This is a genomic window from Mycobacterium sp. 155, from assembly GCF_000373905.1.
Taxonomy (GTDB): domain Bacteria; phylum Actinomycetota; class Actinomycetes; order Mycobacteriales; family Mycobacteriaceae; genus Mycobacterium.
The window spans coordinates 319,381-339,316 of the sequence record NZ_KB892705.1 but is presented as its reverse complement, the minus strand read 5'-3'; the positions used below and the strand labels follow the sequence as shown (position 1 = coordinate 339,316).

The window sequence follows — 19,936 nt, the reverse complement described above, 5'->3', positions numbered from 1 at the left end:
AGTCCAGTACCGTGTAGCTCCGTGACTGCCGCATCTGGCGTCGGCCTGGCCACCATCGCCGCCGACGGAACCGTCCTGGACACCTGGTTTCCCTCGCCCGAGCTGACTGCTGCCGGTGAGGCCGGCACGGTGCAGCTGACCGGTGCTGACGTGCCGGCCGAGTTCGAGGGCCTGACCGGCGCCGACGCCGACCGCGGGGTCGACGTGGTGGCCGTACGCACGACGATCGCCGACCTGGCCGACAAGCCGGCCGACACCCACGACGTCTACCTGCGGCTGCACCTGCTCTCGCACCGGCTGACCAAGCCGCACGAGGCCAACCTGGACGGCGTCTTCGGCCTGCTGGCCAACGTGGTGTGGACCAACTTCGGCCCGTGCGCCGTGGAAGGCTTCGAAACCGTCCGGGCCCGCTTGCGTCGTCGCGGCGCGGTGACCGTCTACGGCGTGGACAAGTTCCCGCGGATGGTGGACTACGTGACCCCGGCCGGCGTACGGATCGCCGACGCTGATCGTGTCCGCCTCGGCGCTCATCTCGCCTCGGGCACCACGGTCATGCACGAGGGCTTTGTGAACTTCAACGCCGGCACGCTGGGAACCTCGATGGTGGAGGGGCGTATCTCGGCCGGTGTCGTCGTGGACGACGGCTCCGACATCGGTGGTGGCGCCTCGATCATGGGCACCCTCTCCGGTGGCGGCAAAGAGGTCATCTCGGTCGGCAAGCGTTGCCTATTGGGCGCCAACGCCGGGCTGGGCATCTCACTCGGCGACGACTGCGTCGTCGAGGCCGGGCTCTATGTCACCGGTGGCACGAAAGTCACCGCTGCTGACGGGCAAACCGTCAAGGCCAGGGAACTCTCGGGCGCGAACAACCTGCTGTTCCGGCGCAATTCGTTGTCGGGCGCGGTCGAGGTCGTCAAGCGCGACGGCACCGGCATCACGCTGAACGAGGCGCTGCACGCCAACTGACCACGTTCGACAACGGGCTGCGACCCGGACCTGAGCGTCCTATGCTCATATGCATGAGTAGCGATACGAACACTGAATCCACGGGCTGCGGTAACCCGGACTGCACATGTGAGAACTGCACCTGCGGGTCCGACTGCACCTGCGGTTCTAAGTAGCACAAGCCCGCACTCGCTAAGGCGTCACCCGCAGCATCACCACACCGTGGCCCGGGACCTGCCGTTCGATGGTGCCGGAGACGACGCTGTCGGTGTGCTGCCACAGATCACGCACAGTCGCGTGGGTACGGCCGTCCAGACCAATGGCGTCGAGTGCGGTTCGGACGGTCTGAGCCTGTGTCGACTGGTTGAACAGTGCCACGGCGACGGCGCCGTCGGCGAGCCGTTTGACCACCACCCGCGGGTCGCTGTTGAGCGGCTGCCCCTGCACCATCAGCGGGTCCTGGTCCACGGCGATCACCTCCCGGTTGGTCAGGATGTCGCGAGTCTGGTCGGTCATATCGCGAATGTCGTTGCCGGCCAACAGGGGTGCGGCCAACATCGCCCACAGCGAGAAGTGGGCGCGCTGCTCGGCAGCGGTCAGATCAGGACGCGGAGCACCCAACGCCATGGTCGGATGGCCGACCGAGAACTGCTTCCAGCCGATACCGACCACGAGCATGTCGGGATCGTTGACGTGGCTCGAATTGCTACGTGATGCAAGCGAACCCGCCTCGGCGAACGCCTGGGCCACGCCCGCGAGCCCTTCCTGCCACAGCGCGGCGTCACCCCACGCCGGCACCAGGTCCACGGCGTCGCGGGTGACGTCGGCGATGTGCGACCAGTCGTACTCCAGCCCGGCGACCGGGTCACCCGAGCTGTTCGGGTTGATGCTGTAGACGATGTGACGTCCGGTGGCGCGCAACGCATTCCGCATGGCCGTGAAGTACCGCACCTGATCCTCGTGACCGGCCGCGAGCCGACACCAGTCGTACTTCAGATAATCGACACCCCAGTCGGCGAACGTCTTCGCGTCGGTCTGCTCGTGGCCCGCACCGCCTATCCGGGGATCCTGACCGCACCCCTGGTTGAACGGGCTGTGATAAATCCCCAGCAGTAGGCCGCGGTCGTGCGCGTATCGGGCCAGCGCAGCGATGCCATGCGGGAAGCGGCCGGGATCGGCCCGCAACGAGCCGTCACCGGCTCGGGTCGGCGCCGCCCAGCCTGCGTCGAGGTTGACGTAGCGGTAGCCGGCGTCCCGCATGCCCGACGACACCATCGCGTCGATCGTCTCGTGCACCGTCTGCTCTGTCAGCGCGATCCCGGAGTTCCAGGAGTTCCAGCCCAATGGTGGCAGCTGCGGTTGCGACGCCGGACTGGGCGTGCTGCAGGCGGCGAGCAGACCGGTGCACACCGCCAGGCGAGTCAGTCGGCGCATGTGGCCATGGTGGCATCGCCGCCTGGCAACTACCCGAAAGCCCTCACCGCGCCGCAAGAATGCAGAACTCGTTGCCTTCGGGGTCGGCGAGCACCACCCAGGTCTGCTCTCCCTGACCGATGTCGACGCGACGGGCGCCCAGACCGATCAACCGGTCGACTTCGGCCTGCTGATCGTCAGGCGTGAAGTCGAGGTGCACGCGGTTCTTGACCACCTTGTCGTCGGGCACCGCCACGAACAACCACGTGGGGCCGGCACCCGCAGGCGGTGTCAGCACCACGTACCCATCGGAATCGGCATGCTGCGGCCAGCCGAGCGCCTGCGCCCACCACGCACCCAGCGCCTCGGGTTCATGGGCGTCGATGCAGATCTCGGAGAACCTCAATGCCATTGCACCAGTTCCTTTTTCAGCACCTTTCCCATCGCGTTGCGTGGCAGGTGGTTCACCAGCCGCACCTCACGTGGACGCTTGTGGATCGAAAGCTGCTGCGCCACAAAGTCGATCAACGCGGCGGGCTGGGCGTCGCCGACGACGAACGCCACGATCCGCTGACCCAAGTCCTCGTCGGGGATCCCGACCACCGCGACTTCGTGCACGCCGGAGTGACCGAGCAGCACCGTCTCGATCTCGCCGGCGCCGATGCGGAAGCCACCGGACTTGATCAGATCGACCGATTCACGGCCGACGATGCGGTGCATGCCTTCAGCATCGACGACCGCGACATCACCGGTGCGGTACCAGCCGTCGGCATCGAAGGCGGCGGCGGTAGCGTCAGGCCGGTTGAGGTAGCCGTCGAACACCATCGGGCCCTTGATCTGCAACTGCCCGATGGTTTCGCCGTCCCGCGGCACGAGCGCACCGTCCTCGTCGACCAACCGGGTCTCCACACCCGCCAGGGGCAGGCCCACCCAGCCGGGCCTGCGCTCGCCGTCGACCAGGGTGCTCAGCGTGATCAGCGATTCGGTGCTGCCGTAGCGCTCCACCGGGGCATGTCCGGTCAGCCGCACCAACTCGTCGAACACCGGGACCGGCAAAGGCGCACTGCCCGATACCAGCAGCCGGGCCGACGACAACGCCAGCGCGGAGTCGAGGTCCTTGACCACCCGCGACCACACCGTGGGCACCCCGAAGTACAACGTGCCCTGCGCCTCGGCATACGCCGCCGGCGTCGGTTTTCCGGTGTGTACGAACCGGTTTCCGATCCGCAGCGAGCCGAGCAGCCCCAGCACCAGGCCGTGCACATGGAACAGGGGCAGACCATGCACCAGGATGTCGTCGGCTGTCCAATGCCATGCCGCGGCCAGCGCGTCGATGTCGGCGGCGATGGCTTGTCTGGTTATCGGCACGCCTTTTGGCGGGCCGGTGGTGCCGGAGGTGTACATGATGATGGCGGTCGATTCCGGCGCCGGCTCGGCGTAGCGATGCCAGGACCGCGCATGCACCCGAACCGGTATGTGCGGCAACCCTTCCATTTCCTCAGGCACTTCTCCCAGCCACGCTTGGGCTCCGGAGTCAGCGAGAATGTGGCGGCGCTCGGCGGCTCCGACATCTGCGGGTACCGGGATGACCGGCACGCCCGCGATCAGGCAACCGGTGATCGCCAGCACGGTGCTGACGGTCGGCGTGGCCAGCACGGCAACCCGCCGGGCGGAGGCCACGCGTTCGGCCACCGACGTCGCGGCGCCGATCATGTCACTTCGACTGAGCACAGCACCGTCGATACGGACGGCGTCGTCGATGTCGGCACCGGCAGCGACCGCTGCGGGGTTCAAGGAGGCCAGCAGCACGCCTGTGAGGCTACCCCGGCACACCAGCTCCATCGGTGATACTGGGCCGATGGGTGTTATCCGCCAACTGCAGTCACGTGAGGTCTATCGGAACGACTGGATGGCGTTGCGCGAGGACACCATCCGCCGTCCGGACGGCACCGAAGGCATCTACGCCGTCATCGACAAGCCGGTGTATGCGCTGGTCATCGCGCGCGAGGAGGAGCGGTATCACCTCGTCGAGCAGTTCCGGTATCCGTTGGGGCTGCGGCGCTGGGAGTTCCCGCAGGGCACCGCGCCGGGACGGCTGGATCTCGATCCAGATGCGCTGGCCCACCGGGAGCTGCGCGAGGAGACCGGGCTGCGGGCAAGCAGCATGGAGCGGCTCGGCCAGCTTGATGTAGCTGCCGGGATGAGCAGCCAGCGCGGTTGGGTGTACCTGGCCACCGGCCTGAGCGAGGGTGCGCACGAACGCGAACACGAGGAACAGGACATGCACAGTGCCTGGTTCGAGCGCGCCGAGGTGGAGCGGATGATGCGCGACGGCGAGATCACCGATGCCCAGTCGCTCGCGGCATGGGCGTTGCTCCTGCTCAATGAGCGCCCGACCGGTTAGCGTGAACGCCACCATGAGAAGGCGAGCGGCTGTCGGCATGTTGATCCTCGCGGCGTTGACCGCCGTGCCGACAGCCCATGCCGCCAACCAGGTGTGGAACGGCCGGTACTCGCTGGTCCGGTACGCGGCTCAGAAGACGGGCACCAGCCTTGCCGCCAGGCAATCCGAGCCGACCTTCAGCGACGTGTACACGTTTTCCACCGATTGTTCTTCGGGCACCTGTATTTCGACCGTGCTCGACGGCCCTACCCCGAAGAACCCCACGCTGCCCCTGCCGCCCCGCTACACCTGGGACGGCAGCCGCTGGGTGCACATCTACGACTGGCAGTGGGATTGCTATATGGGAGAAGGGGTTCCGAAGGTATGGGCGCCGGCCCGGTCGTGGGCGTATTACGCGCCACAGCCCGACGGAACCCTGCGAGGCACCTGGCTCACCCAGATCGCCGGCGGCCCGTGTGGTGGCACTGTGCTGATGGACGTGGCGGCGTTCCCGGCCTGAGCGATCGCACACTCGTGGGGGTGCGACCGCGCGCGAACCGCTGACGTTTTGCGGCGCGGCGGGCAGCAGACACGCACGGTCGCGGTGCTCTGGCTAACGACGCTCGACTAACGCGCGCAGGAAGAACCCGAAATTGGCCGGACGTTCGGCGAGCCTGCGCACGAAGTAGCCGTACCACTCGTTGCCGAACGGGACGTAGATCCGGACGTGGTTGCCGGCGTCGGCCAGCCGGCGCTGCTCGGCGTCCCGAACGCCGTACAGCATCTGGTACTCGAAACCATCTACCTCCCGGCCGAATTCGCGGGCCAGGACCGGAACGGTGTCGATGATCTCCGGATCGTGCGAGGCCACCATCGGGTATCCGGATCCGGCCATGAGGATCCGCAGGCAGTTCAGGTACGAGCGGGTGACGTCTGCGGCGTCGCGGTAGGCCACCGTCGCGGGTTCGTCATAAGCACCCTTGCACAACCGAATCCGGGCACCGGCCTCGGCGAACTCGCGACAATCAGCCTCGGTCCGATGCAGGTAGGCCTGCAAAACCGTGCCGAGCCAATCGAATTCGGTGCGCAGGTCACGCACGATCGACAGGGTGGAGTCAGTGGTGGTGTGGTCCTCGGCGTCGACGGTCACCCAGGCGCCGACGTCGCGGGCCTTGGCACAGATCGTGTGTGCATTCTCCAGAGCGATCTTCTCCCCGTCGCGGGGTAGCGCCTGCCCCAGCGCGGACAGCTTCAGCGACACCTCCAGCGGCCGCACCGAAGACGCGGCCTCGTCGCGCTCGCCGAGCGAGTCGAGCAGCGCCAGGTAAGCCTTGACGGTCTGTGCGGCATCCTCGACGCGGGTGGTGTCCTCACCGAGGTAGTCGATGGTGGCCAGGCGGCCCGAAGCGCGCAGCGCGGCTACGGTATCCACTGCGTCGGGGATCGTGTCGCCTGCGACGAAACGGTCCACGACGCTGCGGGTGATCGGAAGCCGTTCCGCGGTTCGCCGCAGTCGCGCAGAGCGGGCAGCGGCGAGGATTGCCGGCCGGGCGACCCGCTGGAACGTCGACTCCAAAGCTCCTCGCGTGCGCGCCATGTCACGACTCCATGTGAGGGTAGGTGTGGTTGGTGGGCGGAACGAAGGTCTCCTTGATAGAACGGGCGGAGGTCCAGCGCAGCAGGTTCAGCGCCGAGCCTGCCTTGTCGTTGGTGCCCGAGGCCCGAGCTCCCCCGAACGGCTGCTGGCCGACCACGGCGCCGGTGGGCTTGTCGTTGATGTAGAAGTTACCCGCAGCGTTGCGCAGCCGGTCCTGCGCGGCGACAACGGCGGCACGATCGTCGGCGATCACCGCGCCGGTCAGTGCGTACCGCGACCCGGTGTCGACGACACCGAGGATCCGCTCGTACTCACTGTCCGGGTAGACGTGCACCGACAGGATCGGGCCGAAGTACTCGGTGGAGAACGCCTCGTCGGTCGGGTCGTCGGACAACAGAACGGTGGGACGCACGAAATAGCCTTCGCTGTCGTCGTATTCACCGCCGACGGCAATGGTCACCCCGGCCGCGCTCTTGGCACGCTCGATGGCCTTGACGTTCTTGGCGAACGCCCGACTGTCGATCACCGCGCCCCCGTAGTTGCTCAAATCGGTGACGTCGCCGTAGGTCAAAGCCTCGGTGGCCGACAGGAAATCGTCGCCCATCCGCTGCCACACCGATCGCGGGATGAACGCCCGCGACGCGGCCGAACACTTCTGGCCCTGGTAATCGAAGGCGCCGCGAATCAGCGCCGTGCGCAGCACATCCGGGCGCGCCGAGGTGTGTGCGACGACGAAGTCCTTGCCGCCGGTCTCGCCGACCAGCCGCGGATAGGTGTGGTAGCGGTCGATATTGGTGCCCACCTCGCGCCACAGGTGCTGGAACGTGGCCGTCGAGCCAGTGAAGTGGATACCGGCCAGCCGCGGATCGGCAAGGGCCACATCGGAAACCGCGATGCCGTCGCCGTTGACCAGGTTGATCACGCCGGGCGGCAGGCCCGCGGCTTCCAGCAACTGCATCGTCAGGTATGCGGCGAAGGCCTGGGTGGGCGACGGCTTCCACACCACGGTGTTGCCCATCAGGGCCGGTGCGCTCGGCAGGTTGCCTGCGATCGCAGTGAAGTTGAAGGGCGTGATGGCGTAGACGAAGCCTTCCAGCGGCCGGTGGTCGGTGCGGTTCCACACCCCGGGGCTGCTGATGGGCTGCTCGGCGAGGATCTGACGGGCGAACTCCACGTTGAACCGCCAGAAGTCGATCAGCTCGCAGGGTGCGTCGATCTCAGCCTGGTAGGCCGACTTCGACTGACCCAGCATGGTGGCCGCGGCGATTTTCTCCCGCCACGGGCCCGATAGCAGGTCGGCGGCGCGCAGGAACACCGCGGCGCGCTCGTCGAACGGCAGCGCCGCCCAATCGTTCTTTGCGGCCATCGCGGCCTCGATCGCCGCGGTGGCGTCGGCATGCTCGGCATTGGTGAAGGTGCCGAGTCGGGCCGAGTGGCGGTGCGGCTGCACCACGTCGATGCGCTGGCCGTTGCTCATGCGGCGGGCACCACCGATGACGTGCGGCAGGTCGATCGGGGCGGCGGCGAGCTCGGCGAGTGCTGCGGTCAGCCGGGTGCGTTCACCCGAGCCTGGGGCGTAGTCGTGGATCGGTTCGTTAGCTGGCAGCGGCACGTTGGTGATGGCATCCATAGGCTTAAGAATCCTCGACGTGATCCACGCAACCCTTGTCCGATCCGACAACACTTTAACTAACGACCAGTACGATCGGACAACATGGTGGAAGCGGGTGTCAGCCTCGGCCAACTGCTGTTGGCACTGGACGCCACCTTGGTCCAGCTGGTCCAGGCACCGCGAGGGATGGATCTGCCGGTCGCCTCGGCGGCGCTCGTCGATTCCGACGACGTGCGGTTGGGCCTGGCGCCGTCTGCCGGGTCGGCCGACGTGTTCTTCCTGCTCGGCATTCCCGATGCCGACGCCAGAAACTGGGTGGAGCAGCAGATCGCCCGTCGGCCACCGACTGCGATCTTCATCAAGGAGCCGTCGGCCGCCGTGGTGGCCCGGGCGACCTCAGCCGGCACCGCGGTGGTGGCCGTCGACCCGCGGGCCCGGTGGGAACGGCTGTACCGGCTGGTCAACCACGTCTTCGAACACCACGGTGACCGGGAATCCGAGGACTCCGGCACCGACCTGTTCAGCCTCGCGCAGTCGATCGCCGACCGTACTCACGGGATGGTCAGCATCGAGGATGCCCAGTCGCACGTGCTGGCGTACTCGGCGTCCAACGACGAGGCCGACGATCTGCGCCGGTTGTCGATCCTGGGCCGAGCCGGACCGCCTGAACATCTGGCCTGGATCGCACAGTGGGGCATTTTCGACGCGATCCGCGCGAAACCGGAAGTCGTGCATGTTGCCGAGCGTCCCGAGCTCGGGCTGCGGCCCCGCTCGGCGATCGGGGTCTTCCTGCCGTCGGCCGATGAGCGCCGCGCTCCCGCATTCGCCGGGACGATCTGGGTGCAGCAGGGCAGCCGGCCCCTGGCCGACGACGCCGACGACATGCTGCGCGGTGCGGCGGTACTGGCCGCCCGCATCATGACGCGGCTGGCGGCGACACCTTCGACCCACATGGTGCGGATCCAAGAACTGCTCGGCCTGCGGCCCGGTGACGGCCCACCCGACATCGACCTCATCGCGCGCGAGCTCGGCATCGCCATCGACGGCCGGGCCGCGCTGATCGGATTCGACGGCAGCGCCGTGGGCGCCAAATTGGCCGGCGACGCCGTAGGCGCCAAACTAGCCGACGTACTGTCGTTGAGCGCCAGCGCTTTTCGTCAGGATGCTCAAGTCGCGTCGGCGCATACTCGGGTCTACGTGCTGTTCCCCAGCACCGGGAAACCGGCCGCGGTGACCTCCTGGGTCCGCGGCACCGTGGCGGCGCTGCGCAACGAATTGGGCCTGGAATTGCACGCCGTCATCGCCAGCACGGTCAACGGACTCGCCGGCGCCGCGACCGCGCGCCTCGAGGTGGACCGGGTGCTCGACAGTGCCGAGCGCCACCCGGGGGCGCTGGGACAGGTCACGTCGCTGGCCGAGGCGCGCACGACGGTGCTACTCGACGAGATCGTCACGGCGATCGCCGCCGACGAACGGTTGATCGACCCGCGCGTGCGGGCTCTGCGGGACAACGATCCGGTCCTCGCCGACACCCTGCGCGCCTACCTGGACAGCTTCGGCGATGTCGCGACCGCAGCGCAGTGGCTGCACGTGCATCCCAACACGGTGCGCTACCGGGTGCGGCGCATCGAGCAGCTACTGGCTACCGCGCTCACCGATCCCGATGTGCGGCTGCTGCTTTCGCTGAGCCTGCGAGCAACTCAGCCGTGAACGATCAGCGAAACGCCGATTGCCCGGTCAGCGCACGTCCGATGGACAGCATGTGCATCTCGCTGGTGCCCTCGTAGGTGAGCACCGATTCCAGGTTGTTGGCGTGACGCAGCGGCGAGTACTCCAGCGTGATGCCACTGGCGCCCATGATGGTGCGGGATTCGCGGGCGATGGCCAGCGCCTCCCGCACGTTGTTGAGCTTGCCGAGGCTGATCTGGTCGGGAGTGACCCCGCAGGAGTCCTTGAGCCGGCCGAGTTGCAGCGCGAGCAGCATGCCCTTGCCGAGCTCAAGGGTCATGTTGGCCAGCTTCTCCTGGGTCAACTGGTAGCCGGACAGCGGGCGGTCGAAGACCTCGCGCGCGCCGGCGTAGTCGATCGCGGCCTCCAGGCTGTCACGCGCGGCGCCCACCGCGCCGAACACGATACCGAACCGGGCCTCGTTCAGGCAGGACAGCGGGCCGCGCAGGCCGATGGCCTTGGGCAACTGAGCCGACGCGGGCAGCCGGACGTCGTCGAGCACCAGTTCCGAGGTGACCGAGGCGCGCAGCGAGAGCTTCTTGTGGATGACGTTGGCGCTGAAGCCGGGGGTGTCGGTGGGCACCAGGAAGCCGCGGATGCCGTCGTCGGTCTGCGCCCACACGGTGGCCACGTCGGCCACGTTGCCGTTGGTGATCCACATCTTGGTGCCGGACAGGATCCAGTCGTCCCCGTCGCGCCGGGCGGCGGTGCGCATCCCGCCGGGGTTGGAGCCGAAGTCGGCTTCGGTGAGGCCGAAGCAACCGATGGCGTCACCGCTGGCCAGCCGAGGCAACCACTCTTGCTTCTGTTCCTCAGAACCCCAGCGGTGGATCGAGAACATCGACAGCGAGCCCTGCACCGAGACGAAGCTGCGCAATCCGCTGTCCCCTGCCTCGAGCTCAAGACAGGCCAGACCGTAGCTGACGGCGTTGGTGCCGGCGCAACCGTAACCCTGTAGGTGCATGCCGAGCAGGCCGAGCTCGCCGAACTCCTTGGCGAGTTCCCGGCCGGGCAGCTCACCCCGCTCGAACCATTCGGCGAGGTTGGGGCGCAGCCGCGTGTCGACGAATCGGCGCACGGTGGCCGCGATGTCGCGTTCGTCGTCATCGAGCAGGGTGTCGATGCCGAACATCTCGAGCGGCCGCAGGGTCTTGGGCGCGGTCGGGGTGGTCGTCGTGCTCATGGCTGAAACTCTACGAGCCGAAGCCTGTTTCTCCGCCGAGGGTTCAGGTGGGGTCAGGCGAGGCGTGCGACGGCCGCGTCGATGCGTTCGTCGGTTGCCGTCAACGCGACCCGAACATGCTGCGCGCCGGCCGGACCGTAGAACTCGCCCGGCGCCACGAGGATGCCGCGTTCGGCCAGCCACGCGACGGTGTCACGGCAGGGTTCGCCGCGACTCGCCCACAGGTACAGCCCGGCTTCGGAATGCTCGATCGCGAACCCGGCCGAGCGGAAGGCAGGCAGGAGCACCGCACGGCGACGTGCATACCGATCGCGTTGCGCGGCTTCGTGTTCGTCGTCGTCGAGAGCGGCCACCATGGCGGCCTGCACCGGTGTCGGGACGATCATGCCGGCGTGCTTGCGCACCGCCAGCAACTCGGCGACCACCGCCGGATCCCCGGCGACGAACCCCGCGCGGTAACCGGCCAGCGACGATGTCTTCGACAGGGAGTGGATGGCCAACAGCCCGGTGTGGTCACCGTCGCTCACCGCCGGGTGCAGCACGCTGACCGGGTCGGCTTCCCAGCTGAGCCCGAGGTAGCACTCGTCGGACGCCACGAGGACACCACGCTCACGAGCCCAAGTCACCACCTTGCGCAGGTGTTCCACCCCGAGCACGCGCCCGGTCGGGTTGCTCGGCGAGTTGAGGTAGATCAGCGCGGGCACCTGAGGACCGAGCTGCGTCAGTGCATCGGCCCGAATGACCTGCGCTCCCGCCAGGCGCGCCCCGACCTCGTAGGTGGGGTACGCAAGCTCGGGGACCACCACCGAATCGCGCGCGTCGAGGCCGAGAAGTGTCGGCAGCCAGGCGATCAGTTCTTTGGTGCCGATCACCGGCAGCACGGCATCGGGCGCCAGCTCGGTGATGCCGTATCGACGTCGCAACGCGGCTGTCGCCGATGCTCGCAGCGCGGGCGTACCCGCGGTGGTCGGATACCCGGGTGCGGCGCTGGCAGACGCGAGTGCGTCGCGGATCAGCGGGGCCACCGGGTCCACCGGGGTGCCCACCGAGAGGTCGACGATGCCGTCGGGGTATGAACGGGCGCGCGCGGTCACCTCGGCCAGGGTGTCCCAGGGGAACACCGGCAGAGCGGCCGAGCGCGGTGCACGGACCACGTCAGAGCGGGATCGAATCGGCAGGATCAGTCCTCACCCTGCGGCGGTAAATCCTTGATGGCCTGCGGGTCGTTGTCGGTCTGGCCGACCTTGGAAGCACCGCCCGGAGAGCCCAACTCGGTGAAGAAGTCCGCGTTGCTCTGCGTGTAGCTGGCCCACTGGTCCGGCACATCGTCTTCGTAGTAGATGGCCTCGACCGGGCACACCGGTTCGCACGCACCGCAGTCCACGCACTCGTCGGGGTGGATGTACAGCATGCGTAAACCCTCGTAGATGCAGTCGACAGGGCATTCCTCGATGCACGCCTTGTCTTTGATGTCGACGCAGGGTTCGGCAATGACGTACGTCACTGATGTGTCTCCTGTCCAGTGGGCTGCTGGTCGGGTTCGGTGTGGTCAGGGCTCATGAGCCCGGGGGCCAGTATGCGTTACACATTCCTGGACGCTCGTCTCAGTGTGTCCTAACTTTGCGCGTCACAGTTAACGGCGGCTCGCGGTTACTGATACTAATCGTTGCAGATACAACTCGACCAGTCGGCACACCCATGCACTTCCCACAATGCAATCAGTTGCATAGGACCACCGGTCCCACATAAAATCCGGGCATGGCTCTCCCCCACGCCATCCTGGTGTCGTTGTGCGAGCAAGCCGGCTCCGGCTACGAGCTGACCCGCCGCTTCGACCGGTCGATCGGGTACTTCTGGGCCGCCTCCCACCAGCAGATCTACCGGACCCTGCGGGCCATGGAGCACGACGGCTGGGTCCACGTCACCCCGGTTGTGCAGTACGGCAGGCCGGACAAGAAGGTGTACACGGTGTCCGACGCCGGTCGCACCGAACTGGCGCGCTGGATCGCCGAGCCACTGCCGGAACCGCCGTCGGGCAGATCCGGTTCGACCGCAGACACCCGCACGCGCGACCTGGCCGTGAAGATCCGCGGGGCAGCCCACGGCGACCCGGCCGCACTGCGCAAGCAGATCGAATCGCTGCGCACCGAGCGGGCCGGATTGCTCGACACCTACCGCGGCTACCAGAAGCGGCAGTTCCCCGATCCGGCTGCACTGCGCGGCAGCGCGCTGCATCAATACCTGGTGCTGCGCGGCGGAATGCGCGCGGAGGAGAGCTCACTGGCCTGGCTTTCCGAGGTTCTGGAAGCCCTGTAGCCCCGGAAGGATCCCGATGAGCTATCCGAACCTGTTGTCGCCGCTGGACCTCGGCTTCACCACGCTGCGCAACCGGGTGGTGATGGGCTCCATGCACACCGGCCTGGAGGACCGAGCCCGTGACACCGACAAGCTCGCGCAGTATTTCGCCGAACGGGCCCGCGGCGGCGTCGGGCTGATCATCACCGGTGGCTATGCCCCCAACAAGACGGGCTGGCTGCTCCCGCTGGCCTCCGCGCTGATGTCTTCGGCGGACGCGCGCCGGCATCGCCGCATCACCGGCGCCGTACACCGGGCCGGTGGCAAGATCGCGCTGCAGATCCTGCATGCGGGACGCTACGCGTATCACCCGCTTTCGGTCAGCGCGTCGTCGATCAAGGCTCCGATCAACCCCTTCCGGCCCCGGGCCCTGTCCGATCACGGGGTCCGGGGCACCATCGACGATTTCGTCCGCTGCGCACTGCTCGCCCGCGAGGCCGGCTACGACGGCGTCGAGATCATGGGCAGCGAGGGCTATCTGCTCAACCAGTTCCTGGCGCCCCGCACCAACAAGCGCACCGACGCCTGGGGCGGAAGCCCGGAGAAGCGCCGCCGATTCCCGGTCGAGATCGTGCGACGGGTGCGGGAAGCCGTGGGTCCCGACTTCATCGTCTGCTACCGCATGTCCATGGCCGACTACGTCGAGGACGGTCAGAGCTGGGACGAAACGGTCGCGCTGGCAACCGAAGTCGAGGCCGCCGGCGCGACGATGATCAACTCGGGCTTCGGCTGGCACGAGGCGAGGGTGCCGACGATCGTCACCTCGGTGCCCAACGCGGGATTCGTCGACATCAGCAGCGCGGTCGCCGAACACGTCGCGATCCCCGTGGTCGCGTCCAACCGGATCAACATGCCTCAGGCCGCCGAACAGATCCTGGCCGATACCCACGTCCAGCTGATCTCAATGGCCCGGCCGCTGCTAAGTGATCCGGACTGGGTGCTCAAGGCCGCCGCCGACACCGCCGACGAGATCAACACCTGCATCGCCTGCAACCAGGCCTGCCTCGACCACGCCTTTGCGCACAAGAACGTGTCATGTCTGCTCAATCCGCGAGCGGGACGGGAAACCTCGCTGATATTCACCCCCACCCGGCACGCCCGTTCGGTGGCCGTCGTCGGTGCCGGCCCGGCGGGCCTGGCGACCGCGGTCAGCGCGGCCCAGCGTGGTCACCGGGTCACCCTGTTCGAGGCCGGCACCGTAATCGGCGGCCAATTCGATTTGGCCAGAAGGATTCCCGGCAAGGAGGAGTTCAACGAGACGATCCGCTATTACACACGGATGCTGGACAAACACGGTGTCGATGTGCGGCTGGGCACCCGCGCGGGTGTCGAGGAGCTGACGGGTTTCGACGAGGTGGTACTCGCGACCGGGGTGAGGCCACGACTACCCGACATCCCCGGCATCGACCACCCCAAGGTGCTCACCTATGCCCAAGCCATCACAGGAGCCACGGTGGGCAAGTCGGTGGCCGTCATCGGCGCCGGCGGCATCGGATTCGACGTCAGCGAGTTCCTGACGACCCATCAGTCGCCGACGCTCAACCTCAAGGAATGGAAAGCAGAGTGGGGTGCGGCCGACCCTCAGGAGGCCCGTGGTGCGCTCGCCACCGCGATACCCGCACCGGCCGCGCGCGAGGTCTATCTGCTGCAGCGCACCAAGGGACCGCAGGGTCGCAAGCTTGGCAAGACCAGCGGGTGGGTGCACCGCGCTTCGTTGAAGGCCAAAGGCGTGCAGCAACTTTCCGGGGTGAACTACGAGCGGATCGATGACGACGGCCTGCACATCAGCTTCGGACCGAAGCACTCCGATGCCCGGGTGCTGGCGGTGGACACCGTGGTGATCTGCGCCGGCCAGGAATCTGTGCGAGAGCTCGAAGAGGGGTTGCGGCGCAACGGCGTCGAGCCGCACATCATCGGTGGCGCGGCGGTGGCCGCCGAACTCGACGCCAAGCGTGCCATCCGTCAGGGCACCGAACTGGCGGCCCGACTGTAGTCGATCGAGCGGGCACACGGAAAAGAAGGAACAATTTCCTCTAAACCGGTGAAATCGACCCCTCCTACTGGATACTTTGGCGTTGTCGTCAATTCCACGTGGGGGTCTGCGGCCCGGACTCCGCACCGTTCGGCTGGGGGGACCGTCGATGGCAACCTATCCCGCATCTTCCGCATCCACCTCTGCCGACCAGTCGGCACAACGACTGATCGGCAAAGGCTGGATCCAGGGCGTGGCCCTGGTCATGATCTTCGGATTCTTCGTGATGGGCATCCTGGCCTACCGCACCTACGCAGCGTCGATGCCGCTGCCTGACAAGGTCGTCACACAGTCGGGCCGGGTGGTGTTCACCGGTGCCGACATCGTCCGCGGGCAGGAGCTCTATCAAGCCCGCGGGCTGCAGGAGTACGGCTCAGTGGTCGGCCACGGCGCCTACCTGGGACCCGACTACACCGCCGACTATCTGCGCAGGGCGACCGAAGATGTCGCCGACCAACTGCGCAGGCAGGGCATAGCCGAGCCCCACGACGCAGTGGTCGCGGAGTTCCGGACGAACCGCTACGACCCCGCAACCCGCACCCTGGTATTCACCGACCACCAGGCTGCGGCGTTCGACCACGTCACCCACTACTACGCCGGCTACTTCGGCGAAGACTCCACCAAGTACGGCCTGCGCCCGGACTTCATCACCGATCCCGCGCAAATCCACGACCTCACCGCGTTTTTCGCGTGGACGGCGTGGGCATCGGCCGCCGACCGGCCCGGCCACAACTACAGCTACACCAACAACTGGCCGTCCGAACCGCGCGTCGACAATGGACCTACCGCTCAACTGGTCATCTGGTCGGTGCTTTCGCTGATCGTGCTGCTGGGTGGCACAGGCGTCATGTTCGCCGTCTACGGACGCTGGAGTCAGAAGATCGGCTGGCACAGTGCCGAAGCACCCACGGTGTCGTTCCTGCAGCCGGGCGAAGTTCCGCTGACGCGCTCTCAGCGGGCGACGATCTGGTTCTTCGCGATCATCTCCGTACTCTTCCTGGCCCAAGCGCTGCTCGGCGCCGCGGTCCAGCACTACCGAGCGGACCTGGCCACGTTCTTCGGCATCAACCTGGCCACGATCCTGCCCTACAACCTGGCCCGGACCTGGCACCTGCAGCTGTCGCTGTTCTGGACGGCCGCCGCATTCCTGGCAGGCGGGATCTTCCTGACACCGTTCATCGCCCGCCGCGAGCCGCGCCGGCAGCACTGGCTCACCTACGGTCTGCTGGCCGCCGTCGTCGTGGTGGTCGTCGGTTCGTTGCTCTCCGAGGCACTGTCGATCTACGGGATCATCCCGGCCGGGTCGCTGTTCTCCCAGCAGTGGGAATACCTCGATCTGCCCCGGCTGTGGCAGATCCTGCTCGTTGTCGGCCTGTTCCTCTGGATCACGATCATCTGGCGCGGCATGCGATCGCGCCTGGCGGGTGAATCGAAGTCGAACATGCCGTGGGTGTTCTTCTTCTCCGGCTTGGCGATCCCGGCGTTCTACGCCGTCGGGCTGCTGGCCGGTAGCGACACCCATCTGTCGGTCGCGGACTTCTGGCGGTTCTGGGTGGTGCACCTCTGGGTGGAGGACTTCCTCGAGCTGTTCACCACGGTGATGGTTGCCTACATCTTCGTGATGCTCGGCGTGGTCACCCAGCGCATCGCGCTGGGCGTGATCTTCCTGGACGTCATCCTGTACTCCGCGGGCGGCGTGATCGGCACGATGCACCACCTCTACTTCTCCGGCACCCCGGTGGAGCACATGGCGCTCGGCGCGTTCTTCTCGGCGGCCGAGGTGATTCCGCTGACCTTCCTGACTATCGAGGCCTGGGCGTTCCTGCAGCTGGGTTCGCGACGATCCGCCGGCGACACCAAACCGTTCCCGCATCGGTGGGCGGTCATGTTCCTGGTGGCGGTCGGGTTCTGGAACTTTGTCGGGGCCGGGATCTTCGGCTTCCTGGTCAACCTGCCGATCGTTTCCTACTACCAGATCGGTACCGCGTTGACCGCCAACCACGCTCACGGCGCCATGATGGGCGTATACGGCATGCTGGCCGTCGGACTGGCGATGTTCGCGTTCCGGTATGTGATTCCGGCCGACAAGTGGCCCGAGAAGTGGGCTCGGGTTTCGTTCTGGTGCCTGAACATCGGCCTGGCCTGGATGGTCTTCGCCAGCCTGCTGCCGCTCGGCATCCTGCAGCTTTACCACTCGGTCAACGAGGGCTACTTCGAGGCGCGGTCATTGGGCTACATCACCCGCCCCGGCAATGCCGTGCTGGAGTGGCTGCGCCTACCCGGCGATGTCATCTTCATCGTCGGCGGCATCCTGCCGTTCGTCTGGATCGCCTGGCAGGCATTGCGCCACTTCAGATCTGGTGTGACCGCCGACGAGCTACCGGAGCATCCGCTCTACACCGAGATCACCCCGCAGGCCGCTGCCGAGTCGCAATGAGTCCGCCATCGATCTCGGTGTGGCTGATGGCCGGGTACGCCGTCGGCCTGGTGGCGGTTGCCTGGGGTTTCGACTCGATGGCGCGCCGGACGTCGATTCGCGCAGCTCGTTGGCGCACCGGCAATTTCCGCTATCACGCCGACCACGACGCATGGTTGTGTCCGCAGGACCAGTGGTTGTGGCCCACCTCGTTCGACCCCGGCAGCCGGGTCATGCGCTATCGCGCCAAACCGTCTGTGTGCAACAGCTGCCCGGTCAAGACCACCTGCACCACCTCCGATCGCGGTCGTGAGATCACTCGCGAGATCGATCCGTGGCCGTACTCGGAAGCCGGCCAGTTCCACCGCGGAATCGCCTGTGTGGTAGCGGGATTGGCCCTGATCATGCTGATCGCCATGGGGTTCAGCAAGCACACCGGCGGCGATCTGGTGGTGCTCGCGGTGACCGCGGTGGTCGTCGTCGCCGCCAGCATCCCTCTGGCCCGCCATCTGTGGTCCAGCCCGGCGGTCGCGCCAAGTCACCTTCCGCACCGCTCCGATGCCCAGGAGGCGATCGCTACGACCGCCGATCGCTTCGCCACTCGGTGGGGCGGTGGTTGGACCGAACGAAAGGAGATGCGGTGACGGCCCTTTGGCTGTTCCTCGGCGGAATGGGTGTGGTGCTGCTGGCCGGGCTGGCGATACTGTCGCTCAAGGTTCTTCGCGAGTACGAGCGTGGTGTGGTGTTTCGGCTCGGGCGGATACGGCCGATCCACGGACCGGGTCTGGCGTGTCTCATCCCGTTGGCGGACCGGATGATCCGGGTCGATCAGCGGGTGGTCACGCTCACCATCCCACCGCAGGAGGTGATCACCCGGGACAATGTGCCGGCCCGGGTCAACGCCGTGGTGATGTTTCAGGTCACCGATCCACTCAAAGCGATTCTGGGAGTAGAGAATTACGCCGTCGCGACATCGCAGATCGCCCAGACGACGCTGCGGTCGCTGCTGGGGCGCGTGGATCTCGACACATTGCTGGCCCATCGCGACGATCTCAACGTCGATCTGCGCAGCGTCATCGACACCCAGACCGCACCATGGGGTGTGGAGGTCCGCGTCGTCGAGATCAAGGATGTGGAAATACCGGAGTCCATGCAACGAGCCATGGCACGCGAGGCCGAGGCCGAACGCGAACGCCGCGCCAAGGTGATCAACGCCCGCGGTGAACTGCAGGCTTCCGACGAGTTGCGACAGGCCGCCGAGACCCTCTCGCGCAACCCGGCCTCACTGCAACTGCGCTATCTCCAAACATTGTTGGAGCTGGGTGCCGACCAGAATTCGACTGTCGTCTTCCCGCTACCCGTTGACATCATCACGCCGTTCCTGAAAAACCCTGCCGTCACCGACAAGATCGGCGAACTGATCAACGGCGTCACCCGGACCGATTGAACGCCGGATCGGCCTCCCGCACGAACGCGTCGAGTTCAGGTGCGTCGGTTCCGGTGAGCCGCCGGTGCATCGCCCACGCGATCCGCCGAGCCTGGGTCTTGGCCTGTTCGGCAACGGGCCCGCGATACATCTCGTCCACGGTGGCCAGCCACAGCGTCAGCCACCGGATGAAGTGCCGGTACGCCAGCGGATGGTCATCATGGACGTGCCGGTGCACCACCAGCGCGCTGCCCCGGTAGAGGCCGGCCCGGAACAGCACCGTCTCCCAGAAATCGCACATCACGGGAAGGTGCGACGCCAGGCCCTTTTCCCGGATCTCGGTGAACGGGGCGGCGAGCAGATCGTCGGTCAGCACCCGCCCATAGAACCGCGACAGCAGCGCATGCACGTCGTCCCGGTTGGCCAGATCACCGACCGGAACGACGACAACGGGTGCGCTCATGGTTCCTGCTGCGGCGGGAGGCTCGCCACCAATGGCGCATCGGCATCGATCGGCCCCAGCTTGGCCGCACCGCCGGGCGAGCCGAGGGGCACGTCGCGACCGGGCAGAGTATCGGCGAAGAAGGCTGCGTTGTCGGCCTGGTAAGGCTCGAGGTCGGTGGGCAGATCGTCCTCGTAGTAGATGGCCTCGACCGGGCAGACCGGTTCGCAGGCACCGCAATCGACACATTCGTCGGGATGGATGTAGAGCGACCGGCTGCCTTCGTAGATGCAGTCGACAGGGCATTCCTCGACGCAAGCACGGTCCATCACGTCTACACAGGGCTTGCCGATCACGTACGTCACGAGGATAGTTTATACAAATAGTTGTTATAAAAACTAGCG

General features: G+C 66.8%; 19 protein-coding genes. 9 read left to right on the top strand and 10 right to left on the bottom strand.

Going from position 1 to position 19,936, the window contains the following annotated elements; all coding sequences use genetic code 11:
* Positions 1-21: 21 nt before the first annotated feature.
* Entirely contained in the window at positions 22-966 is a 945-nt protein-coding gene (dapD, locus tag B133_RS0101580) for a 2,3,4,5-tetrahydropyridine-2,6-dicarboxylate N-succinyltransferase (RefSeq protein WP_018598955.1), read from the top strand.
* A 171-nt stretch (positions 967-1,137) separates the two neighbouring features.
* On the opposite strand, the gene B133_RS0101575 is transcribed toward dapD, so the two are convergent.
* Genes B133_RS0101575 through B133_RS0101565 form a run of 3 tightly spaced genes read right to left on the bottom strand, consistent with a single transcriptional unit; the run spans position 1,138 to position 4,167 of the window.
* Positions 1,138-2,379, bottom strand: coding sequence for a glycoside hydrolase family 27 protein (locus tag B133_RS0101575; protein WP_018598954.1), 1,242 nt, complete (start codon positions 2,377-2,379; stop codon positions 1,138-1,140).
* Between the two features lie 43 nt (positions 2,380-2,422).
* Complete coding sequence (locus B133_RS0101570) at positions 2,423-2,770, bottom strand: VOC family protein (protein WP_018598953.1); 348 nt, start codon at positions 2,768-2,770, stop codon at positions 2,423-2,425.
* Positions 2,761-4,167 carry an acyl-CoA synthetase gene (locus tag B133_RS0101565; protein WP_018598952.1) on the bottom strand — a complete coding sequence of 469 codons (1,407 nt, stop codon included), beginning with the start codon at positions 4,165-4,167 and terminating at the stop codon, positions 2,761-2,763. The genes B133_RS0101570 and B133_RS0101565 overlap by 10 nt, the downstream gene beginning before the upstream one ends.
* 49 nt (positions 4,168-4,216) lie before the next feature.
* Between B133_RS0101565 and B133_RS0101560 the strand changes: the two genes are divergently transcribed.
* Both B133_RS0101560 and B133_RS0101555 read left to right on the top strand, forming a co-directional pair.
* Complete coding sequence (locus B133_RS0101560; protein ID WP_026255846.1) at positions 4,217-4,762, top strand: NUDIX hydrolase; 546 nt, start codon at positions 4,217-4,219, stop codon at positions 4,760-4,762.
* Between the two features lie 13 nt (positions 4,763-4,775).
* Positions 4,776-5,261, top strand: coding sequence for a hypothetical protein (locus tag B133_RS0101555; RefSeq protein WP_369751433.1), 486 nt, complete (start codon positions 4,776-4,778; stop codon positions 5,259-5,261).
* A 93-nt stretch (positions 5,262-5,354) separates the two neighbouring features.
* Here B133_RS0101555 and B133_RS0101550 read toward each other — a convergent pair whose 3' ends face one another.
* Positions 5,355-6,338, bottom strand: coding sequence for a proline dehydrogenase family protein (locus tag B133_RS0101550; protein ID WP_036418334.1), 984 nt, complete (start codon positions 6,336-6,338; stop codon positions 5,355-5,357).
* A 1-nt stretch (position 6,339) separates the two neighbouring features.
* Entirely contained in the window at positions 6,340-7,968 is a 1,629-nt protein-coding gene (gene pruA / locus B133_RS0101545) for an L-glutamate gamma-semialdehyde dehydrogenase (RefSeq protein ID WP_018598948.1), read from the bottom strand.
* Positions 7,969-8,052: 84 nt separating this feature from the next.
* Between pruA and B133_RS0101540 the strand changes: the two genes are divergently transcribed.
* Positions 8,053-9,660: a CdaR family transcriptional regulator gene (locus tag B133_RS0101540; RefSeq protein ID WP_018598947.1), complete on the top strand. Its 1,608-nt coding sequence runs from the start codon at positions 8,053-8,055 to the stop codon at positions 9,658-9,660.
* 4 nt (positions 9,661-9,664) lie between these two features.
* Here the strand turns inward: B133_RS0101540 and B133_RS0101535 are convergent, their stop codons facing one another.
* Genes B133_RS0101535 through fdxA (B133_RS0101525) form a run of 3 tightly spaced genes read right to left on the bottom strand, consistent with a single transcriptional unit; the run spans position 9,665 to position 12,365 of the window.
* On the bottom strand, positions 9,665-10,861 hold the full coding sequence (locus B133_RS0101535) for an acyl-CoA dehydrogenase family protein (protein ID WP_018598946.1): 1,197 nt from the start codon (positions 10,859-10,861) through the stop codon (positions 9,665-9,667).
* Between the two features lie 53 nt (positions 10,862-10,914).
* The gene (dapC, locus tag B133_RS0101530; RefSeq protein ID WP_018598945.1) at positions 10,915-12,015 is read right to left on the bottom strand and encodes a succinyldiaminopimelate transaminase; all 1,101 of its coding nucleotides are present in this window, start codon (positions 12,013-12,015) and stop codon (positions 10,915-10,917) included.
* Positions 12,016-12,041: 26 nt separating this feature from the next.
* The gene (gene fdxA / locus B133_RS0101525) at positions 12,042-12,365 is read right to left on the bottom strand and encodes a ferredoxin (RefSeq protein ID WP_018598944.1); all 324 of its coding nucleotides are present in this window, start codon (positions 12,363-12,365) and stop codon (positions 12,042-12,044) included.
* A gap of 254 nt (positions 12,366-12,619) precedes the next feature.
* On the opposite strand from fdxA (B133_RS0101525), the gene B133_RS0101520 reads away from it, so the two are divergent.
* The 5 genes from B133_RS0101520 to B133_RS0101500 all read left to right on the top strand — a co-directional run bounded on the left by B133_RS0101520 (position 12,620) and on the right by B133_RS0101500 (position 19,111).
* A complete protein-coding gene (locus tag B133_RS0101520) occupies positions 12,620-13,177 on the top strand; it encodes a PadR family transcriptional regulator (RefSeq protein ID WP_018598943.1) in 558 nt (185 codons plus the stop codon).
* A gap of 10 nt (positions 13,178-13,187) precedes the next feature.
* A complete protein-coding gene (locus tag B133_RS0101515; protein WP_198291025.1) occupies positions 13,188-15,209 on the top strand; it encodes an NADPH-dependent 2,4-dienoyl-CoA reductase in 2,022 nt (673 codons plus the stop codon).
* Between the two features lie 148 nt (positions 15,210-15,357).
* A complete protein-coding gene (locus B133_RS0101510; RefSeq protein WP_018598941.1) occupies positions 15,358-17,685 on the top strand; it encodes a nitric-oxide reductase large subunit in 2,328 nt (775 codons plus the stop codon).
* Positions 17,682-18,308, top strand: a complete 627-nt coding sequence (locus tag B133_RS0101505) for a hypothetical protein (RefSeq protein ID WP_026255844.1) — start codon at positions 17,682-17,684, stop codon at positions 18,306-18,308. The genes B133_RS0101510 and B133_RS0101505 overlap by 4 nt, the downstream gene beginning before the upstream one ends.
* A gap of 26 nt (positions 18,309-18,334) precedes the next feature.
* A complete protein-coding gene (locus B133_RS0101500; RefSeq protein WP_369751474.1) occupies positions 18,335-19,111 on the top strand; it encodes a slipin family protein in 777 nt (258 codons plus the stop codon).
* Here the strand turns inward: B133_RS0101500 and B133_RS0101495 are convergent.
* On the bottom strand, positions 19,095-19,553 hold the full coding sequence (locus tag B133_RS0101495; protein ID WP_018598938.1) for a group III truncated hemoglobin: 459 nt from the start codon (positions 19,551-19,553) through the stop codon (positions 19,095-19,097). The two genes, B133_RS0101500 and B133_RS0101495, sit on opposite strands and share 17 nt — an antisense overlap.
* Positions 19,550-19,897 carry a ferredoxin gene (fdxA, locus tag B133_RS0101490; protein WP_026255843.1) on the bottom strand — a complete coding sequence of 116 codons (348 nt, stop codon included), beginning with the start codon at positions 19,895-19,897 and terminating at the stop codon, positions 19,550-19,552. Before fdxA (B133_RS0101490) ends, B133_RS0101495 begins: the two co-directional genes overlap by 4 nt.
* Between the last annotated feature and the right edge of the window lie 39 nt (positions 19,898-19,936).